The sequence below is a fragment of the Lactococcus sp. SK2-659 genome (assembly GCF_020218185.2).
GTDB lineage: Bacteria > Bacillota > Bacilli > Lactobacillales > Streptococcaceae > Lactococcus > Lactococcus lactis.
In genome coordinates, this window is sequence record NZ_JAIWQZ020000001.1 from 1,216,521 (window position 1) to 1,236,556 (window position 20,036).

At 36.2% G+C, this 20,036-nt stretch carries 18 protein-coding genes; all 18 read right to left on the reverse strand.

The features are described from left to right. Nucleotides 1-41: 41 nt before the first annotated feature. Nucleotides 42-767 carry a pilin N-terminal domain-containing protein gene (locus tag LDP15_RS05710; protein WP_015426081.1) on the reverse strand — a complete coding sequence of 242 codons (726 nt, stop codon included), beginning with the start codon at nucleotides 765-767 and terminating at the stop codon, nucleotides 42-44. Continuing rightward, the gene (locus LDP15_RS05715; RefSeq protein ID WP_225513327.1) at nucleotides 754-2,049 is read right to left on the reverse strand and encodes a class C sortase; all 1,296 of its coding nucleotides are present in this window, start codon (nucleotides 2,047-2,049) and stop codon (nucleotides 754-756) included. Before LDP15_RS05715 ends, LDP15_RS05710 begins: the two co-directional genes overlap by 14 nt. Before the next feature lie 65 nt (nucleotides 2,050-2,114). Next, nucleotides 2,115-3,959, reverse strand: a complete 1,845-nt coding sequence (locus LDP15_RS05720) for a SpaH/EbpB family LPXTG-anchored major pilin (RefSeq protein WP_015426079.1) — start codon at nucleotides 3,957-3,959, stop codon at nucleotides 2,115-2,117. 108 nt (nucleotides 3,960-4,067) lie between these two features. After that, a complete protein-coding gene (locus LDP15_RS05725; RefSeq protein WP_225513328.1) occupies nucleotides 4,068-7,739 on the reverse strand; it encodes a hypothetical protein in 3,672 nt (1,223 codons plus the stop codon). A 407-nt stretch (nucleotides 7,740-8,146) separates the two neighbouring features. Continuing rightward, complete coding sequence (locus LDP15_RS05730; RefSeq protein ID WP_042230187.1) at nucleotides 8,147-8,344, reverse strand: hypothetical protein; 198 nt, start codon at nucleotides 8,342-8,344, stop codon at nucleotides 8,147-8,149. A gap of 115 nt (nucleotides 8,345-8,459) precedes the next feature. Further along, nucleotides 8,460-8,750 carry an LPXTG cell wall anchor domain-containing protein gene (locus LDP15_RS05735; protein WP_225513329.1) on the reverse strand — a complete coding sequence of 97 codons (291 nt, stop codon included), beginning with the start codon at nucleotides 8,748-8,750 and terminating at the stop codon, nucleotides 8,460-8,462. 18 nt (nucleotides 8,751-8,768) lie between these two features. Beyond that, nucleotides 8,769-9,905 (reverse strand): DUF916 and DUF3324 domain-containing protein, encoded by a 1,137-nt coding sequence (locus tag LDP15_RS05740; RefSeq protein WP_015426077.1) that lies wholly within the window; start codon nucleotides 9,903-9,905, stop codon nucleotides 8,769-8,771. A 196-nt stretch (nucleotides 9,906-10,101) separates the two neighbouring features. Beyond that, nucleotides 10,102-10,947, reverse strand: coding sequence for an Rgg/GadR/MutR family transcriptional regulator (locus LDP15_RS05745; protein WP_015426076.1), 846 nt, complete (start codon nucleotides 10,945-10,947; stop codon nucleotides 10,102-10,104). 104 nt (nucleotides 10,948-11,051) lie between these two features. Next, entirely contained in the window at nucleotides 11,052-12,362 is a 1,311-nt protein-coding gene (gene der, locus LDP15_RS05750; protein ID WP_003132476.1) for a ribosome biogenesis GTPase Der, read from the reverse strand. A gap of 106 nt (nucleotides 12,363-12,468) precedes the next feature. Then, nucleotides 12,469-13,095: a pentapeptide repeat-containing protein gene (locus LDP15_RS05755; protein ID WP_012897442.1), complete on the reverse strand. Its 627-nt coding sequence runs from the start codon at nucleotides 13,093-13,095 to the stop codon at nucleotides 12,469-12,471. Beyond that, nucleotides 13,092-13,814, reverse strand: a complete 723-nt coding sequence (locus LDP15_RS05760; RefSeq protein ID WP_003132474.1) for an NADPH-dependent oxidoreductase — start codon at nucleotides 13,812-13,814, stop codon at nucleotides 13,092-13,094. Before LDP15_RS05760 ends, LDP15_RS05755 begins: the two co-directional genes overlap by 4 nt. Beyond that, on the reverse strand, nucleotides 13,807-14,688 hold the full coding sequence (gene dnaI, locus LDP15_RS05765) for a primosomal protein DnaI (protein ID WP_015426075.1): 882 nt from the start codon (nucleotides 14,686-14,688) through the stop codon (nucleotides 13,807-13,809). The genes LDP15_RS05760 and dnaI overlap by 8 nt, the downstream gene beginning before the upstream one ends. After that, complete coding sequence (locus tag LDP15_RS05770) at nucleotides 14,688-15,863, reverse strand: replication initiation and membrane attachment family protein (RefSeq protein WP_042230184.1); 1,176 nt, start codon at nucleotides 15,861-15,863, stop codon at nucleotides 14,688-14,690. The genes dnaI and LDP15_RS05770 overlap by 1 nt, the downstream gene beginning before the upstream one ends. A gap of 170 nt (nucleotides 15,864-16,033) precedes the next feature. Then, nucleotides 16,034-16,480 carry a transcriptional regulator NrdR gene (gene nrdR / locus LDP15_RS05775; RefSeq protein WP_003132469.1) on the reverse strand — a complete coding sequence of 149 codons (447 nt, stop codon included), beginning with the start codon at nucleotides 16,478-16,480 and terminating at the stop codon, nucleotides 16,034-16,036. A gap of 118 nt (nucleotides 16,481-16,598) precedes the next feature. Beyond that, a complete protein-coding gene (gene trmB / locus LDP15_RS05780; RefSeq protein WP_003132468.1) occupies nucleotides 16,599-17,252 on the reverse strand; it encodes a tRNA (guanosine(46)-N7)-methyltransferase TrmB in 654 nt (217 codons plus the stop codon). A gap of 120 nt (nucleotides 17,253-17,372) precedes the next feature. Next, nucleotides 17,373-18,146 (reverse strand): phosphotransferase family protein, encoded by a 774-nt coding sequence (locus LDP15_RS05785; RefSeq protein WP_003132467.1) that lies wholly within the window; start codon nucleotides 18,144-18,146, stop codon nucleotides 17,373-17,375. A 68-nt stretch (nucleotides 18,147-18,214) separates the two neighbouring features. Next, complete coding sequence (locus tag LDP15_RS05790; RefSeq protein ID WP_010905542.1) at nucleotides 18,215-18,472, reverse strand: Veg family protein; 258 nt, start codon at nucleotides 18,470-18,472, stop codon at nucleotides 18,215-18,217. Between the two features lie 194 nt (nucleotides 18,473-18,666). Beyond that, entirely contained in the window at nucleotides 18,667-20,034 is a 1,368-nt protein-coding gene (dnaB, locus tag LDP15_RS05795; protein WP_003132465.1) for a replicative DNA helicase, read from the reverse strand. Nucleotides 20,035-20,036: the final 2 nt, after the last annotated feature.

Consider the following 20,036-nt stretch of genomic DNA (forward strand, 5'->3'; position numbering starts at 1 on the left):
TTAAGTGTTCAACCTTTTTTATTTAGCTAAATTTAATCATTTTATTTAACTTCTTCTTCTTTTTTTCTGCGTTTTTTTAAGCAGATAATAATCAGAAATAAGACAAAACCATAAGAAGTTAATAAAAGAGAACTAGCTACACCAGTTTTTGGTAATAATCCAAAAACTTTTTTTGATGAATCATCCTTACTTTTAGGAATATTAGGAACTTCAATTGGTTTAGGAGCAGGCTTAGGTTTGTTTGGAGGTCCAGTTTTTTCCTTATCAACACTAGATTTAGGATAAATATAAACCTCATTTAATCCTGAAACTGGAGCCTTGATTACCAAAGGTAAAGCTGCTTTCAGCAAACCTTTCTGAGGGTTAGTTTGTTCTTCAATCAAATAATAACCATCAACCACAGATAAACTAGCTACTCCATTAGAGTCAGTCGCCAAATCAGCAACCTCTTTTAAAACTGTATAACTTGATGGCGGTGGATTTGTTGCCTTAAGTTCTGAACCATCCCCGGTAGGTGAAATTTCATAAACTAAATAATGAATTCCAGAAAGAACTGACAGTTCGTTTCCTAAATTATCCAAGGGGAGGTTATTAATCTGTAGTCCATCATTTGTCGTCTGATTCTCACTAAAGCCTGTCGCTCCAGGGCTTAGCCCATATTTTACAATAATTAAGCGACTATCAGCAAAAGCTTTTTGACTGACAAGTCCCAAAAACAAAAGCAAAGTGACTATTAAGCCCCCCATTAACTTGCTACTTTTTGTCAATTATCCCTCCCCCTTTCTTTAATTTATTAATATTCAAGCATTTAATATATTTTATATATCCCAACGCTTCTTCTGTTTTCAAAACATACTGCATTATTTTCTTATCACTAGTAAAAGCAGGGCCTACGACAAGCGCATGTTTTTCATCACCATAACCTTGTTTCTCATTAATATAATTTTGCCAGTTTTCCGTTTTATCTTTAAATATCCAGCGGGACAACTTTTTAATTCTTTTTAATCGATAAACATTTAAGAAAAGCTCTTCTGAGTTCAGCTTTTCTTTTTGAGCAAATTCATCTAACCACTGAAACGCTAGTTTCTTAGAATCAGTTAAATAAAAACCTTCACCAAAATCTCCTACCAATTGTCCATCAGAAAGAACAGGTTTTTCAATTTTTCTAGCAGCAACATGATATAAGTTCCGCTTCCTCCCAAAGAGTAACCATAAAAGATAGACTAATCCAAGAAACATTAAGAAAGCAGACCCAAACATCACCCAAAAATTATAACCAAACTGATTGCGTTGAATATCTTCTTGTGGCGTAACCTTTGATAATGCTGTTCTTTCACCAGTAACTAGTAATCTTTTGTTATTAATACCTGTTGGATAACAAGTGACTAAAGTCACTAAATCTCGTCCTTTTTCAATACTCAAAGATGAAACTTGATTGGGAGCAACGATGCGAATATCATTAATCTTGTATTTTAGAGTGAGATTCAAAACATGAAGATAAAAGATATCACCATTTTTGAGTTTATCTAGATTAGTAAATAAAGTATCATTCACTCGCCCAGAATGAGCAGGTAAGACAGCATGACTATTGATTCCTCCAATCGGCAAAGAGGATTGAGGCACATGTCCAACCCCTAGTCCCAAAATTTTTTCAGAATCTCCATGATAGATTGGAATATCATTGACTTTAATCTGAGGAATCGTGATGAAACCCATCATTCCCGTAGTATCAATTTTTAAGACATTGTTATAGTTAGGAATTGGCTTATTCCAAGCAATATGCTGACTTGCATCATAGATATATTCATTGTAAAGTTGCGCGTTATAAAGCTGTGCTTGACTAAGCAATTCCTTTACTTTAGCACTTCCTATATTTGAAAGATTTTCATCGTATTTCTGAACGGATTTGATATTTTGCTGTCCTGCCAAATAGTTAACAACAATCGGGTAGAACAACAATCCAATAGCAATTATCCCAAGAATAATACTCAGTAAATTTCGGAAACTCAAGCCCTTTTTATGGGAGGTTTTTGGTTTTTTCTTTGCCATCATCCCCTCCTAATCTACAATATCAATTTGGCTAGTTTACCACTTCCATTAAAGATAAAGTATTTTTATTTCACAACTTCTTCTTCGTTATCTTTACGACGTTTAATAGCAAAAGCAATCACCCCTGAAACAGTTGCAATAGCAATGATTCCCGCTAAACCTTGTCCACCTGTAAATGGTAATGCAAATGGTTTATTATTGGTAATTGTAGTATCAGTAGCAGCTGGTGCTGTGCTTGCGGTGACGGCACCAGTCAGGTTAGCTGCTGTAGTAACACTAGGAAGTTGATAACCTGTTGGAGCGGCAACTTCGACAAGATAGTAATTCGTTGTGTTACTGCCATCTGTGTTATTATCAACCAAGTTCAAGCCGTTAAAGGTTGCAATCCCATCTTTACCCGTAGTGAATGTGACTGGTGCAGTTGCACTTGTATTTGCATTTCCTGAAGTATCCCCAGTGACAAAAGCCGCTTTACTTGAAGTTAGACTTGTTACTGTTCCACCTGAAGCTGAGTTATTAAAATAAGCTGCATTCGCTTCAACAAAATCTTGGGCATCCTCTTTATTATCAGCACGTACAACAGTAAAAGTTGCTCCTGCCAAAGCTGCATTAGTTGAAGCATCTGTTTTAGTCATTTCAAGACCACCCACATTAAGTGTTGATTTAACTGCTGTCGTCGTTGAAAGATCTGCTCCATAAGCGTTAGTGATTGTCGTAGTGGCTGAATCTGTCGCACTACCAATGGCGCTTTTAACCGTTGATGGAATGATAATATTTAAAGCACCATCTGCGTTACCAAGCAAACTTGCTGCGTGTTGTTGGCCAGCCGTGGTCAAAGTAACCACGATTTTTCCATTGCCATCGTTTGTGATTGTATAGTCAGTTGTTGGAGTCAAGGTACCCACTTTTGTTCCACTTCCATTTGTAACATTTACAATCACCGTACTTGCTGTTACTGTCGAGCTGTTGACCAGATTATTAGGCAATTGGTCGGTAACAATATATGTACCTGTGACCCCTGTAGTCCCGTTTCCGTTGTTTGTTTGTGAAGAATCAAAAACTGTATTCACATTCCAATTCACTGTATTTCCAGCTGCCGCAGTTGTTGTATTTTGATTATCAGACCCATTTGTCCATGTTCCATTAGCCAAATTTTCATTACCAGCGTTATTGTCTGTATTTGTGAGCGTTTGGTCAGAATTTCCCGTCGCATTTGGATTAGCAATTTGATTTGGTGTTTGACCATTGAAATTATCATCCGCATTTGTTGTCGCACTCGTTCCTAAACCTGCTGAACTTGACATATCTAGTTTTGGATAAACGTTAACAATACCCGCTTGGCTGTCTTCGTGGCTGACTTGGACGATAAAATCTCCAACAGTTGTAATCCCATTGACTGTTGTTACTTGATGAAACAGATAATAACCATCGGTCAAGCCAGTGAAATCAGCAAGACCAGATGCATCTGTAGTGACTGGAGCTACAGAAGTTGTATCTGTAAATGAAGGATCAGTCACACCAGTCGGAACACCCGTCCCTACATATTTTGTTGCTGAAAAAGTCACATTTGCCATTGTGCTTGGAGTTGAAGCTTCAAGAGTTGTTTGTTGGCTACCATCATTTTTGGTGCTTCCAGTATTTCCTGCTTGTCCTCCTGTTTGATTATTAGCAATCCCACTATCATTAACAGGATTGCCATCGGAATCTACAAGTCCGTTATTTTGCGTCGGATTTTGATTCCCAGCTGCTGATTGAGCATAAATAGCCACTTCACCATTGGATACTTGGTCGGTGACACTTGTTGTTTTGGCATTAACATTTAATAGTCCACTAAAACCAGCAAGTGTACTAAGGGCAAGAAGATTAATACTTGCCAGTGCAATTTTTTTATTAAGTGAATTAAGTTTCATTTGTTTTTCTCCATTTTTATTTGATTAATTTACTATTTTTAAAGCTAATCCTACTTTGTTCTCAAGTTTTAAAAATTGATTAAGTAGAATTTTCTCCTATTTTATTATTCAACATGATTTCCCCTTTCGCTGTAACTGTGCCAGATGAGCACGATTTTTTGTGTGAAATAGTTTTTGATATGGTCGCGTTCTCCGATTTTGTTGGAAAGTCTTTGATTTATTTCTCTTAGTCTTTCGTAATGCCACTGAATTATCAACTTTTAAAAGAGTCTCTTCTTCTGACTTTTTACGTTTTCTAAGAAAGACTCCTCCCATTCCAGTAAGAGCAGCTAAGCTCACTACCCCAGCAATTCCTTCGCCACCTGTAAAGGGTAAACTGAAAGGTTCCGCAACATTAATTGTATCTGATACAGTCGCCGTGCCCCCACCAGTATAACTATAAGTCACACTGATAGTATAAATTCCTTGATGAAGTTTTCCCTGAGCAATCGTCACATTTCCTTGATTATCAAGTTCAATATCGTTTACTGTAATATCAACTGTCTTACTATTACCTTCATAGTCTGTATAACTGATAGTCGTTACACTTTCGCTAATTGGTGTAAGAGAACCATTAAGACCAAGATTGAGGGTATTCGTCAAGCTTGCAGAACCAATAAGTGGCACATTTGTTGTCGTTCCATTGATGAGATTAACGTAAGCAAGAGCTGTTGTTTGTGTCCCATTAATTGGGTCAGTATATTGATAGGTCACTTGATAGAGTCCCGCAGGCTGACTAGACAGTTGACTAGCTTGAAGATTAGCACCCGTACCCACATTAGTAAGATTTGAAATCGTCATGTTAGTTGCTGCCGCAGCTGAACCGTCACTATTGGTCGAACTTGATTTAAGAGCAGCTGTCAAAAGAGCAGAAATGCTTGGATTCGTACTCGGCATATTCCCCACTGTGTAGGTCAAATTATTGACATTAACTGTTGCGGGAAGTGGCTGATAAAGAACAGCAAATTGGTCTATTGCGGCATTGGTTGTCGTATTTGTCGTGAAATTATTGACATTCGGTGGAAAATTGTAATAAGCGTTATTTCCAGCAAGAGCCGCTTCCATTGAGCTAAAGTTTGTCGTTGCTGTCAAACCTGATGTTGTAATTCCAGTGGTTTGACTAATATCACCCGTATTATTACTATGACGAACACTTACGATTTTATATCCAGGGATGGCAAGTGTCGCATTTGTGGTTGGAAACTTGTTGGTTCCACTGACTCCCTGCATGGTAGAGTATGCTTGTCCTTGGGAAGCAATAAATTGTGTCGGAGCATTCACCGTATTTGATGTCGGAGCGGTTGTCGTTAATCCGATTCCTGTGTACATTTTATAGGTATTCAAACCGCTTGTGACTCCCAAAGTTGTTGTTCCAGTAGGTGTCGTTGTTTCCAATAACACCTTTGGTTGAGCAGCATTCGTCGCAACTACACCATTTGTCGATGTTGTTCCTGCTGCATTTGACATTTTCCAAATACTATCAGTATAAGCAGTTGTTGAAGGAGTTAAATCAAGTGTTCCATCAGATTTATAGTGAGCTCCTGAAAAAGGGGCTAGATAAAACTGAATCGTATTATTGCTTTGGCTAGTAGCGGTGAAAGTAGCTCCTCCAGAGCTATATGATGTAAAAGCTTGAGGAATCTGTCCTGCATAGCTATATCCTACAATATAGTATCCTGATGGAGCTGTAAATGTAAGAGGACTTGTATTAGTTGTAGAGTTGATGGTAACCGAAGAGGTAAGCACATTTGCACCCGCTGTAGTGGATAAACTTGTTCCTCTGGCAATCGTAATGACATCTCCAACATTTGCCGTAATTGTCGCTGTCGTCCCTGTGCCATTCAAAGTCAGATTTCCTGTTGGTCCAGCAATTCCAGCTGTATTGGTAAAACCAGGTGTCCCATCAACGAAAGTAAAGCTCCCTGCAATATTGGCAGGATTTGCCGTTAAAGTCACAGTATAATTATTGTTGGTACTCGTCGCTGAAACCGTTGGATTAGCTGCTGTGAAAGTAGCAAGTGTTTGAGCGGTTGTCGTTCCTACATAGGTTGCAGCCCCATTGCTAATTGATGTGATATTGTATCCGGCAGGTACGGCGTTTGTAAGAGCTGTTGCATAATTAGATAGCAAAGTGGTGTTTGTGAAAGGATTATCGGTAACAACCGATGTGTCCGTTGTTACACCTGTTCCTGCTGCACCATATGCAAGATTAGTTGGAAGAGTTGCAAGTGTTGTTCCCGTCGCTTTCGCCCAGTTGAACGAAACGGTTTGTTGACTGGGTGTATAACTCACATTTAGTGCATTAGGGTTGGTTGTTCCTACAATAAAGTTAGAAACAGTTGTGGCTGAAGTATTCGTTGTGGATGCTGGGTTTGCTGCAAGAACTGTCGTTGTTGTTGCAGAATTAGCTTGATAACCTGTTGGAGCTGCTGGAACAACGTAGGTATAAGTATTATTATCTGGGCTTGTTGAACTTGGAGCAGTTAAGGCTGCACCAATCGTATCACTGACATTGGCCGTAATTGAACTTTGTGCCATAGATGGAATCGGCTGCCCTGTAACTTTATTGAGATAGTTTATAGGTACAGGTTCTGTTCCTTTTGAGCCAGTAATCGTTGCTCCATTTAAAGAAACAGAAAGATTACCATAATTCTTCCCTGTCCCGCCAACAAAACCAACTGTTAATGAATTTTGTAGATTAGTATGAGTTGTTAAGGTATAACCACCCGTTCCTCCATTGACAGCACTTGCTCCAATTAATGCGCCATTACTTGTTGTTTGAGCAATCAAATTAAATGTTAAAGTCCCTGAAGTATAACCTGTGCTTGCAGTATTTGTTGCATCAGGAGTCCAAGTGACTGTAACAGGTTCTTGTACGGACGAGGTAATAGGAGAGGCAACACCTAATGCATAGCTTGTGTCGGTTGCAAAGGTGTAGGCTGTCCCATTTTGAGTGTTGGTCACGGGACTATAGGGAGCAGCACTACCTAGTGAAGGATAATTAGCAGCTTGTAAAGTTCCACTACTATCCGTATTGCGAATTGCCATTACAACTCCTGGACCATCTGTCCAACCATTTACAGTTGCAGATCCGTCAATTCCTGTCAACGAACCGTTTGAGACGCTGGATAAATTAGAATAAAGATCGCGGCCGAGGAAAACTGTGTTAGGCAGACCTCTAATTCCAAGCCTATCATTTGTCGCCTGAGAAGATTGAGCATTTGCTGCTAACTGTGCCTTTGATGCCCCTGTTAAAATAACCCCGATGGCATCTCCTGATTTTGTGAAATCAGTCAGAGAACTTCCTGAATCAACTTTAATTGTTGACTTCAAGGTAAAACCTGTTGTTGCTGAAATAGCTGAAACTGATCCATTAAATATTCCTAAACCAACACTATTAGCTGTTGATGAAACAAGATTAATCCAATTACTTGCTACAACTGCTTTACCATATAAAGCATAGTTTGAAGAATTAGCAAATTCAGTTCCAGAGTAGGTATGTCCTCCTGTATCATAACTTGTATTTCCTGGAACCAAAGTTCCAGAAGAGCTTGTTGCTGCATGTGCATTTTCAGTCTTGGGAATAAAAGCTAGATTTCCCAATGGAAGTAAAGAACTAACTGTAAGAGTTATTAAAGTTAATCCGTAGAGCCATTTTTTCTTTGATTTCCAAGTTCGGAATTTTCTTTTTGGTGTTTTATGACTTATTCTATAGCCATTTTGATGCTTAGAATGATACATCTATTTATTCCTCACTTTCTTTATCTTTAATAAATTTTCATTTAAAATAGAGGATTTTAAGAATATAATTTTCAATTGATTATCTTGCTATCATTTTAACATTGCAATTTTATTTCATCAAGTTAAACGAAAGAAAAATATTTAATGTAATAAAAATCTTTCTAACTGTGTAACAGTACTTATGAGCTTGAAAAATTAAAAATTATTATAAAATGACTTTTAATAAAGGCTTACAAAGCCTTGTATTATTTAGATTAAAATAAAAAAAAAAAAAACGTTTCGTTTTACGAACGGTTTATATATGACATTTTCTATGTAATTTTTCAGTAATCATTATCTTAATCAAAAAAATCTTGTGAGAAATTATAGATTCTCACAAGATTTGTCAACTTAGAAAATTAACTACCTTAAGGTGAAGTTGCTAATGCCCATGTAACTTCACCTTGATAATTGGCTTTAGGAACTTGCAAATTATTTGGGGCTGTTAATTTGAAAAACTTACTATCAGAATTGAGTACCTCTGTCACCTTACCTGTACTTGAATTATTATCAGACCCGACTAAAATCGGAGAATTCAAGGTCATTACGGTTCCGTTATAAGCCATCAGGCTGTCCATAAAGGAGAGACCAAGTGAACTACTTGTAATTTGTTGAGTTTGCTCAACATTAAGCGTCCAAGAAAGATTTCCATAGATATTCTTCCTTTCTTGAAGAAATTTATTATATTTTGCTTGCTCTTTTTTTAAAATAGAGCAAAGTTGACAAGCTAATCAGAAGTGTCCCTGTAGGAATTAGGTTATTTGTAACTTCACCTGTTTTAGGAAGACTTCCTGTTGGTTGAGATGTATCTAGATTTCCCTCGCCCCCAGGAACGGTAGGTTTGGGAATATTTGGATTGGTAACAAAAGTTATCGTTGTATCACTCGTTGCTTTATCTGCACTTTGGGCATCTGCTCGTGGTGGATGTCCAACCAAGAATAAGAATAGAATCACAGTAATTAACTTTTTCACTTAAGTTTCTCCTTTCTTTTAAATTGATTTATCTTCATCTTCATTAGTATTATCTTCTTGTTCTTCTTTTTTCCGACGCTTTATGAATAAAAAGATAAGAGCAATTAATAATAGAATAATCACGATTAAACCAATTATTAGTAGCCAATCAAGTCCAGAATTTTGATTTACAGTTGCATCTTTGGCATTTAAAGCTGTGGCTCTTTCTCCAGTGATTGTAAAGTCTTTATCAAAGGTCCATTTATAATCATATTTTGTGACTTGGCCATTTACCATGGTTTGATGTGTTCCATTTGTATCCTTACTTCCATAAACCGTCATCTTTATATGGTATTTACCTGGTTTAAGTGGTTCTGATGTTTTGCCATTTAACACACCTTGTATTGAAACAGGGATGGTTAAATTAAAATTTGAATTTGGAGCCATTTCCATTGCTGCATTATTATATGAATAGTTGACGGATTTATCATCTAACTTGGTTACAGTCGCACTAGTGTTCATCTGCATGAGATAAGCAGGGGCACTATTCGTTAGATTTGCTGTAATTACATTTCGACCATTCACTTGGTCTGGACCAACTTTACCTAGGTTGAGGGTTGGGTCAACTTTGGCTGTATCATTTTGCAGGACAAGTCCAATCACATAACGATAGCGGTTGGTGATGGAAACGCCACTACTTTTTTGAATGCTTTCTGAAGTGCTAGCATCTTCAAAGTTAAATCCTCCAGCAATTACTCCTTTGATGTTTTCATCAGGCATTGTTACTGTGGCGGTTACAGTTGTTGCACTTTTGGGTTTTATTGTCAGCGTCTGAGGAAGTTTAACATAGTCTTTTAAATTTATTTTTAATGATGGGTCTGGCTTGACTAAGTCTGGGGTGTAACCTACATTTCCTGATTGACTTGTGAAGGCTGTTCCAAAACTTGTTTTCACTTTAATCGTCTGATTTGAATTATTATTTAAGGTAAACTCTACATTTTGAGTTTGCTTTGGTTTCAAAAGAAGATTGAAGTAGCCAAGATTTTGTCCAACTTGATTTTCACCTATTTTGGGTGTGACTGAAAAATTTGCAGAATCTGCATGAACGGTCTGAGTCGCAATCATTAAAACTGAAAGACTGACTAAACTTACTAGGATATTTTTTTTATTTTTCATTGTTTCCTCCTTCTCTCCCTCTTGTTTACAAACACATTATAGCATTGCATAAACATTTCTTAAATAGATATAATTGGCACTTTTGGGTTTTGTAATTGTACTTAATTTTTTAAAAATCAAATTATTTTTTGAAAATCCTTTCACAAAAATGGCTTAACCATGTGTATTTTTAGGACTTCAAAACAAAAAACGTTCATTATTCAGAACGATTTTTCTTTGTTATTCTCTTGTCATATTGCATTTTTAAGGTATTGCGAAAGTCTATGGCACCGATTTTCTTCAAAAATCTTAGTGTATCTTGCAATTGATTCTTCCCCTTTTTTTCATCAATATAATAATAACAGTAAAATGATTGAGCATAATTGATAATAACGCGACTCATCACATCTCCAGGCATAAAAAATTGCTTAGAAATTTCAAGAATTTCTTGAGCGTTTTCTTTTTTCCCTGTATCAACATAGTTGAGAATTACTTTGTAGAGAAAACGATAGATGAGTACTCGATAATATAAAACATTCTCATAATAGGATTTATTATATAGAAAATCTTCTAATATATTATCAATTAAAGTATCATTGAGTTTATCTCCAATATTTGCCAGAATTGAAAGTTCAAATAATCCCCAAAATTGGATTCCTTTAATATAATCTTCAAGTTCATCAATTTCTTGCGAAAGTAGATGTTGATAAAGTCCTTTAGCTGAATATGCTACTAGTTTTTGTTCTTTGCTCCCACTTCTATTTTCTTGATAAATTTCTTGGAGGTGTTTAATATCTCTTTGATAGTAGGCTTGTTCAATCTCATCAAATATGGAAATATAACTATCTTGTTCACCATTATTAATCATTAGACTATAGTCTAATGGAGAAACATTCATTTTTTGAAGTGCAAAATCAAGTCGGTCAAAGGAGAGCATGCTTTTACCATTTTCAAAATTGGAGAGGGTTGACTTTGCAATACCCAGTTCTTCAAAGGCTGAAAGCGAAAAGCCATGTTGAATTCTAAGGTCATGGAAGGCTTTCCCGTATTTAAAATATACCATTTAATCTTCTTTCAATTAAATTAATTTTTTTAATAGTATATTTCAAATTTAGAAATTTTGCAATTATTTTGCATAAAAAAACACTGATAAAATCAGTGAATTTTTTATTTACGTTTACGTGCAATCAAATGAACTGGTGTTCCTTCAAAAACAAAGGCTTTACGGATTTGATTTTCAAGGAAACGAAGGTATGAGAAATGCATGAGTTCTTCTTCATTGACAAAAACAACAAAAGTTGGTGGTTTAATCGCTACTTGTGTTGCATAGAAAATCTTCAAACGTTTTCCTTTGTCCGTCGGAGTTGGATTAATCGCTACAGCATCCATAATGACATCATTCAAAACAGAACTTGAAATACGTAAGTTTTGTGCATGGTGAATTTCTTTAATCATATCTGGGAGTTTATTCAGACGTTGTCCTGTCTTAGCAGATACATAAACGATTGGTGCATAATCAAGGAATTTGAACTTTGTCCGAATTTCTAATTCAAAGTTTTTCATTGTATCGTTATCTTTTTCAAGGGTATCCCATTTATTGACAACAATCAAAATTCCTTTACCAGCTTCGTGAGCAAATCCAGCGATACGCATATCATATTCGCGAATTCCTTCTTCAGCGTTAATCACCATCAAAACGATATCTGAACGGTCAATCGCACGCATGGCACGCATGACTGAGTATTTTTCAGTATTTTCATAAATTTTTCCTGATTTACGCATTCCGGCGGTATCAATCATAACAAATTCTTGGTCTTCAGAATCGACAAAGTGTGTGTCAATCGCATCACGAGTTGTTCCTGCAATTGGACTAGCAATTACGCGGTCTTCGCCAAGAATAGCATTAATAAGAGATGATTTCCCAACGTTTGGGCGGCCAATCAAGCTGAACTTGATGACATTCTCATTTTCTTCTTCAATTTCATTAGGAAGATTTTGAACGATTGCATCAAGGACATCCCCTGTCCCAATCCCGTGGACGGCTGAAACAGGATAAGGATCGCCAAGTCCAAGTGAGTAGAAATCAAAGATTTCCATTCGACGTTCTGGGTTATCGACTTTATTGACAACAAGAATAACTGGTTTGTCTGTACGATAAAGAATATTAGCAACGGCTTCATCGGCATCTGTAATACCTGTTTCTCCGTCAACAACAGCGATGATAACATCTGCTTCGGTCATGGCAATTTCGGCTTGCGCACGAATTTCAGTCATGAAAGGTTCATCTGAAAGTTCAATCCCACCTGTATCAATGATATTGAATTTACGGGTTAACCATTCTCCTGTGGCATAGATACGGTCACGAGTTACACCTGGAATGTCTTCGACAATTGAGATGCGTTCTCCTGCAATACGGTTGAATATCGTTGATTTTCCGACATTTGGACGGCCAACGATGGCTACTGTAGGTAAGCTCATATTTTTATTTCTTTCTTTGTTTACTTATTGGATAAAAAATTATAATAGCGAAGGAGTTTGTAATCCATAGACTATATAATTTTAGACTTGGGTTTCGAGGTTCATTTTAGATAATTTCAATGCCAAACAGGCTAGTAAAAAATGGGGCTTGACTAAGACTTATCTTCATATTTTTAGCGAGTTGAGGTGTAACTTCCATGCGTTCAAATTGATTCGTAGAAAAATCAATTCCTGCAAGTGCTGTTTCCCAAAAATTTGCTGCTTCTAATTGATTTTTTAAAAGCTCCACATTCTTAAAATTACAGGCAGTAAAGAAGGTTTCTTTAGCTTCATTTTCTAAAAAGCGGACTGACTTTAAGGTAGAACCTGAAAAATTTGCATAAGTCATTAGATTTTCTGTAAACTGAAGGTCTTGTAAGTGACTTTCAGTAAAATCAGTTCCTAGCAATTTGCAGGATTTAAAGATTGAGCGATAAATGCCAATTTTATTGAAGTTTAAATTGGAAAAATCACATTTTTCAAAAAGGCAATCTGTAAATTCACTGATCGTATTGTCAGTAAATTCAAAGGTTGTGTTTTTGAAAGAACATCCTGAAAAAATAGTTCTTTGATTGATTGTCAAAGTTTCATCTATAAATTCTGCTTGATAGATTTCTCCATCAATAAAATCTTGACTTGTGGCTACTTGATAGGTGGCTGGAAGTTTTGGTTCTAAGATTTTCTTTAATTTCACAGTAATTTTTTCGCCTTTAAATTTTCTGTTGAAGCTGAAATTTCTGGTTGGCCCCACTGGTCAACAATCCGTTCAGACCATTTGTTTAAGCGTCTATTTCCAGCATATTCTTCTTGAACTTGGTCATATTTTTCAATGGTTTCAGACGTTTGCTCAACATATTTTTCTTTAAAAGCTGTTGCTTCCAAAGGAAGACGTGGTTTTACTTTGTTCAAACGTGCGGCTTTACCGAGTGCAATGCCAAAAATAGGATAAGTATAATCTGGCAAGTTCAAGACTTTAGAAATTTCTGAGGATTGGTCTCGAATTAAGCCAACCATCACCCCGTTGTAGCCTAAAGATTCCGCTGCAAGAAGCGCATTTTGTCCAGCTGTTGCGGCATCAACTGATGTAATCAATAAGCTTTCAATTCCTTGCGGTTGGAAATTGCCTTGATGCAATTCGACTGCCTTTTGAGCACGATTTAAATCGCCAACAAAAACTAAATATGCTGCACAATTTTTGATTGATTTTTGTGGTTGAAATTCATAAATCGCATCTTTTTGAGCTTGTGATTCTACAACAATCACAGAATATGATTGGAAATTTTTCCATGTTGATGCCATTTGAGCAGCTTTTAAGATTTTTTCCAAATCTTTAGGCTCAATTGCTTCTTCTGTAAAATTTCTGACCGAAGTGTGATTCATCATTAAATCAATCGTTTCATTTGTTTCAGTCATGACGTCTATTCGTCCCCTCTAATCGCATTTCTTCTGCCAAATATTTCACGCGTTCCATAACACGTTTTGCTGGCCAAATTTCATCAGCTCGCTTGGTTTCGGCTAAATGCTGTTCTAATTCTTCCATTCTTAAATTTGAAGTGAAGAAAGTCGGGAGATTTTCTTGCATGCGATGTTGTAAAATGACTTGTAAAATACTGTCACGAACCCAAGCGTTGTTTTGCTCTGCCCCAATATCATCCAAAACTAAAACTTGGCTGGCTTTTATTTCATTGACCCAGACTTTGGCATTGTCAAAATCTAAATCAGAAATGAAAGTGGGATAATGAAGTAAAGTTGTTGAAATTCCTTTTTTGGCTAATTCGTTTGCCATTGCCGCAAGCATGAAAGATTTCCCAACACCAAAATCTCCATAAAGATAAAGTCCTTTTTTCTTGGGAAAATTAGTAATAAAATCAACTAGGGCTTGGTATGGTTTGATTCTTTGAACATCATCAAGGGCAATATCTGCCAAAGTGACTTGTTTTAAATCTTTTGGAAGTCCAATAATATTCACACGTCGCAAAAGGTTTTGAGCTGCTTGTTGCTGCGCCAATTCATTTGTCGTTTGATATGAAACATCAGCATAGCCGTGATTCATGATTAAAACAGGTTCATAACCGTCAGCTGCCCGTTTTTCACCTTTTTCAAATTTTTCATGCTCACGAACGTATTCATAAAACTTGGAGTAAGAGCGTTGAATTTCGTCAGAAGTCATTTGATGTTGGGCAATAAAAGCTTGCACATCAGCATTTTTTAATACTTCTGCGACTAATTTTTCAAAATTTTCACGGATGTCTTGACGTTTTCCTAAGATGTCTCCGATAGATTCCATTAATTTTGCTCTCCTTTCAGTTTTTTGAGAGAGTCAAGCCTTATTTTCTCAAGTTTTGCAAGTTCTTCTTGGCTTGTCTTATTTTCATAATCTGGATTTGACCATTTTGGTGCTTCTTTTTTGATTTTCATTGGTCTTTTTTCAGCTCCAGTTTTTGCTTTAGCAGCAGCTAATTCTTCTCGTTCCAAAATTCGTTTTACCGCTGTTTCAGCTGTAAATACTTCATTTCTCATCCAGTCGTTGGCTAATGCATTTACAAAATTTGGATTTAACGACGCATTTTTTTGCTGTACTAAAACATAGTGAATCAAAATATTTTGGACTTCTGCTGGCAAATTTTGGCGACTTAAATTAGTTAAAAGCTTATGTTCTTCCGAACTGACAAAGCCTCCAGCTTGCGCTTTTATCTGTCGGATGAAATCATCTGGTTCATGAGATTTACTGATGACAATCAAATCGGCAAAAGCTTTAGGAAAAGCTGAAAGTGCTGGTTGCGGTTGGCTAGCTCCTGAAAGACTTCTCATCAAATTATTCATGTTCAAAGTTTTATCAGCATTAGCTGTTTTTTCTGCTTGCTTGAATAATTCGTACCAATTGAGTTCAAATTTTTCTGCTAGTGAATAGAGTGTTAAGGAGTCTTGATTTTCATTGTTTAAATGATAGCCTTGACGTTCCATAATACTTTTAAAGGCCCCCATATCAAAACGCTCATTTGTATTTGAGTGGTTTTGTTGAGCTTGCGAGTCAAAACTAACTTTATAAACTTCATGAAATTTCTTGGAAACTTCTTTTCCTTTTGGTTCCATTCTTTTAGCTAAAGCAGCTACTCGATTTTCACCAATTCTTGAAATCAAAAGTTGTCTATAAAAATCATCTGCAAGAAAATTTTCAAAATTTAGCGGACTTTTTACTTCAAAGTAAAGACTGGTATGATCATCATAAACGCGAACTAATGATAAGCCAGATAATTTATCTAATGCTTCAATAAAAGGATTAAGACCGAGATTTAAATATTCCAAAAAGTGAGAAATTCTTCCAGTAGAAAAACTTAGCATTAACTGATAAAGCGCAAAGGCATCCGTGCCAATGATTGGTAAATAGAGCAGACGAAAAGCCTCAGCGTCAAAGCTGGTCTTTCCTCGATTAAGCATTGTAAATGAATCTCCTGCTCTCATTTTTTTCCTCACTTTTTACTGACAGAAAGTTCAGCAAGCTGATCTTTCTTTTATTTGCCGATAAAATGCTCCCTATTCAGTCACTTTTAATGACAGAAAGTTCAGCGAGCTGATCTTTCTTTTATCTGCCGATAAAATGCTCCCTATTCAGTCGCATTTTACTGACGGATTTATTTTTTGGTAATATTTTTAAGGAGCTCTTCTAATTCACTGACATCTTTGAATGAACGATAGACGCTGGCAAATCTGATATAGGTGATATCATCCAATTCAGCTAGTTCTTGCATCACAAATTCACCAATGACATCTGATTCAACTTCATTACTGTCTAGTTGACGAATTTTTCTTTCAACATTTGCAACTGTTGTTTCAATATCTTCACTTGATACTGGGCGTTTGTATGCTGAACGAACTAAACCACGAACAATTTTTTCACGATTAAAGGGTTCACGTTTGTCATCTTTTTTGATGACTAAAAGGGGCATTTCTTCGATACGTTCAAAGGTTGTGAAGCGAAAACCACATGATTCACAAACACGACGACGGCGAATAGCATCTTCGGCTTGTCTTGAATCAACAACTTTTGATTCTTCAGAAGAACACTTTGGACATCTCATTTTATTCTCCTTAATAGATAATAAATTCTTATTAATTTTACTGACAGAAAATTGGGTTAGACTTTCTTATTCTGTCAGTAATTTTTTTCATTAGTTTTAATGACAGAAAGCAACTTATTTACTTCTTAGGCAAAAATTTTGCTTCTAATCGATAAATTACTTGACCTTTTTGTGAGAATTTTTGCTCATACTCGGTCATTACATTTTGAGGTGCAAATTCTTCGTCTTGGTGTAAATCTAACCAAACTTTTTTAAGTTCCATGCCATAGTTAGCTAAAGAAACTAAAGAATATTCAAACAATCCGCGATTATCAGTTTTGAAATGAATTTCACCTTCAGGACGTAAAATCTTTTCATAAGTTGCAAGAAAAGATTTATAAGTCAAACGACGTTTTTCATGACGTCCTTTTGGCCAAGGGTCAGAAAAGTTCAAATAGACTTGGTCAATTTCACCATCAGCAAAATATTCACTCAAAGCAGCTCCATCAACAAGCATCATTTGTACGTTTGGCAAATCTGCTTCAATTGCTTTATCTAAAGCATAAGATAAAACTGATAATTGCATATCAATTGCAATGTAATTTATTTCTGGATGAAGAGCTGCCATTCCTGTGATGAAAGCTCCTTTCCCACAACCAACTTCAATATGAATCGGATGATCATTTCCAAAACGTTCTGACCAACGTCCTTTAAAGTCCGCTGGATTTTCAACTACGATATGTGCGTTTTCAGCAAGCATTTCGCCTGCCCCTTTACGATTTCTGACGCGCATTTTTACCTCAATTTTTTAATTTTTGATAGAAAATCAGCAAAAGTGATCTTCTGTTTCTTTATTTTTATTATTCAATTATAAGCCAAAAAATAGGAAGGTCCAAACCCTAGCCTATTTTTACTAAAATAATTCACAAAATTTACGAAGTCCCAAGATTTCTTGATTTACTTCTTTCATTTTTCCTCTAGAAAGATATTCAGAGATTTGGCGAAGAAAAGAAAGTTTTCCATACCAAGCCACTTTATCCATAATATCTGAACGAGGTCTAACACCAGATGTCATCAACCACAAAGACCAGTTATTTGGTTTAATATAATGTGATAAAACATGTGCCATATCAACCATTGAATCTGATAAAAAGACAGTATCCCAATCTACTAAATAAATTTTTCCTGAATTATCATCCACTAACCAATTTTTATGATTGACATCGCCATGAACGACTACGACCTCTTCATTTTTGATTTCAGGAACCTGTTGACGCATTTCTTCAATGATTCCTGACAAAAAATGATTTGTTCGTAAAGCCTCAGTATTTTGGACACAATCCTCTAATAATTGTTCAGGAAGAATAATTTGACTTCCCAACTTCTTATAAGATTCAACCAATTTTTTTGAGTCATGCAAATGTGCTAAAATATGATTAATTTGGCGGTCTTCCATATCCTCAGGACTTAGTGTATGACCGTCAATCCAAGGTTGAGCAGATAAGGTATCGCCTTCAGCCGTACGTTTTGTCCATAAGACTTTTGGCGTGATTCCCTCAAGATAAATACTCGGCAAAAAAGGACTGCCGTTTTTTTTAATAAAAACGCGTTCCTGATCACTTTTCCCAAAAAATGCATTGCCAGAGCCACCTTTAACAGGCGTCATATCCCAATCGGCTTTCATCATCCTTATCTCCTCCTTTCCTTTAAAAATCTATTAATCATTATTTGAACCATTTACTTTATTCCTCAAACTTATGCGTTTGGATAGTGAATTAAAATAGTTTGAGTCAAAATGTCAGCATATTGATATGACTCAGTTGTTTTGGGACCACGAGCCGGAATGTTTTCAATAATGAAATGTGTTGCATAGGCTTCAATCAAGTTCACTTTATGACGATTTTCGCGTTTACGACCAAATTGTGAAGTAATTTCAATCGTTTCACCCAAGTGTGCTTGAACTTTTTCACGAATGTCAACGATTTTTCCTATTTCTTGATTTTGGTTATCCATTTTTTCCTCCAAATAAGACGTAAAAGTCGGATTTCTCCGAACGCTTACCTTATAAATCTAATTTTATCCTTGATTATATCTCTCTTTTTTGATTAAAAGAATCAAATTTTATAATGTATTCTTTATCGTTCATTTTTATTAATAAAGAGAATTAGACAATTACTCATATTATAACACGAATTAGTCAAAAAAATCTAGTCGCCATATCGGTTATCAATACTTGCGAATTTATTATGCTCTTTAATAAAGAGTAATTCGACTGTTCCACGGCTTCCTGAACGGTTTTTTTCAATAATAACTTCAACTTTATTATCTTCCAGAATCTCTTCACCGTCTTCATCTTCACCAGTTCCACGTTCATAATAGTCATCTCGATAAAGAAATGCGACAATATCGGCATCTTGCTCGATTGACCCAGATTCACGGATATCAGACAAAACTGGTCGTTTATCTTGACGTTGTTCCACTCCACGTGAGAGCTGTGAAAGGGCAATAACAGGAACTTTTAATTCTTTAGCTAAAATTTTTAATTGACGAGAAATTTCAGAAACTTCTTGTTGACGATTTTCTCGACCAGTTCCAGAAATCAATTGTAAGTAGTCAATAACAATCAAACCAAGATTTCCTGTTTCTTGGGCTAATTTTCTTGAACGCGCCCGAATTTCCGAAATCTTTATCCCTGGTGTGTCATCAATATAAATACTTGCTCTTGATAAAGTCCCTGTTGCCATGAAATAATCATTCCATTCTTGGTCATTTAATTGTCCAGTACGCAAGCTGTGTGAATCAATTGAACCTTCGGCAGCAATCATCCGGCTGACAAGACTTTCTGCCCCCATTTCAAGAGAGAAAATTGCAACGGTTCGGTCTTGCTTTGTCCCAATATTTTGAGCAATATTTAAGGCAAAGGCTGTTTTACCAACCGCTGGACGAGCCGCAAGAATGATCAATTCTTCTTCATGAAGACCTGTTGTCATGTTATCTAAAGCAGGATAACCTGTTGCGATACCTGTAATATTGGACTTTTGTTGAGCTTTTTGCTCAAGGTCATCCATGTGAATCGCTAGGACATCAGAAATTTTCTTGAAGCCGTTTGTATTACGTCCTTGTTGAACGTCAATTAAACTTTTTTCTGCTTGAGCTAAAATATCATCTGCTGGTGAATCTTGTTCATAAGCTTTTTCGACTGATTCAGTTAGACGATTTATCAGTTGACGGAGTAATGATTTTTCAGCAACAATCTTAGCATAATAGGCCGCATTTGCTGCGGTGGGGGTTGCGGTGGCAAGTTCTGCAATATAAGCAATCCCACCAATTGCCTCCAGCTCCCCTTGATTTTCAAGATGTGAACGAATGGTTAAGACGTCAATTGCTTCACGAGCATCAGATAATTTTTCCATTGTCCGAAAAATTATCTTGTGAGCATTTTTATAGAAATCATCTGAACTTAAAAATTCTTTAATTTCGACTAAGCGTTCGCTATCTAAAAAAACAGCCCCAAGAACGGCCTGCTCAGCAGCTAGGTCTTGAGGCGGGGCTTTTATTAAATCAATTTCGGGCATTT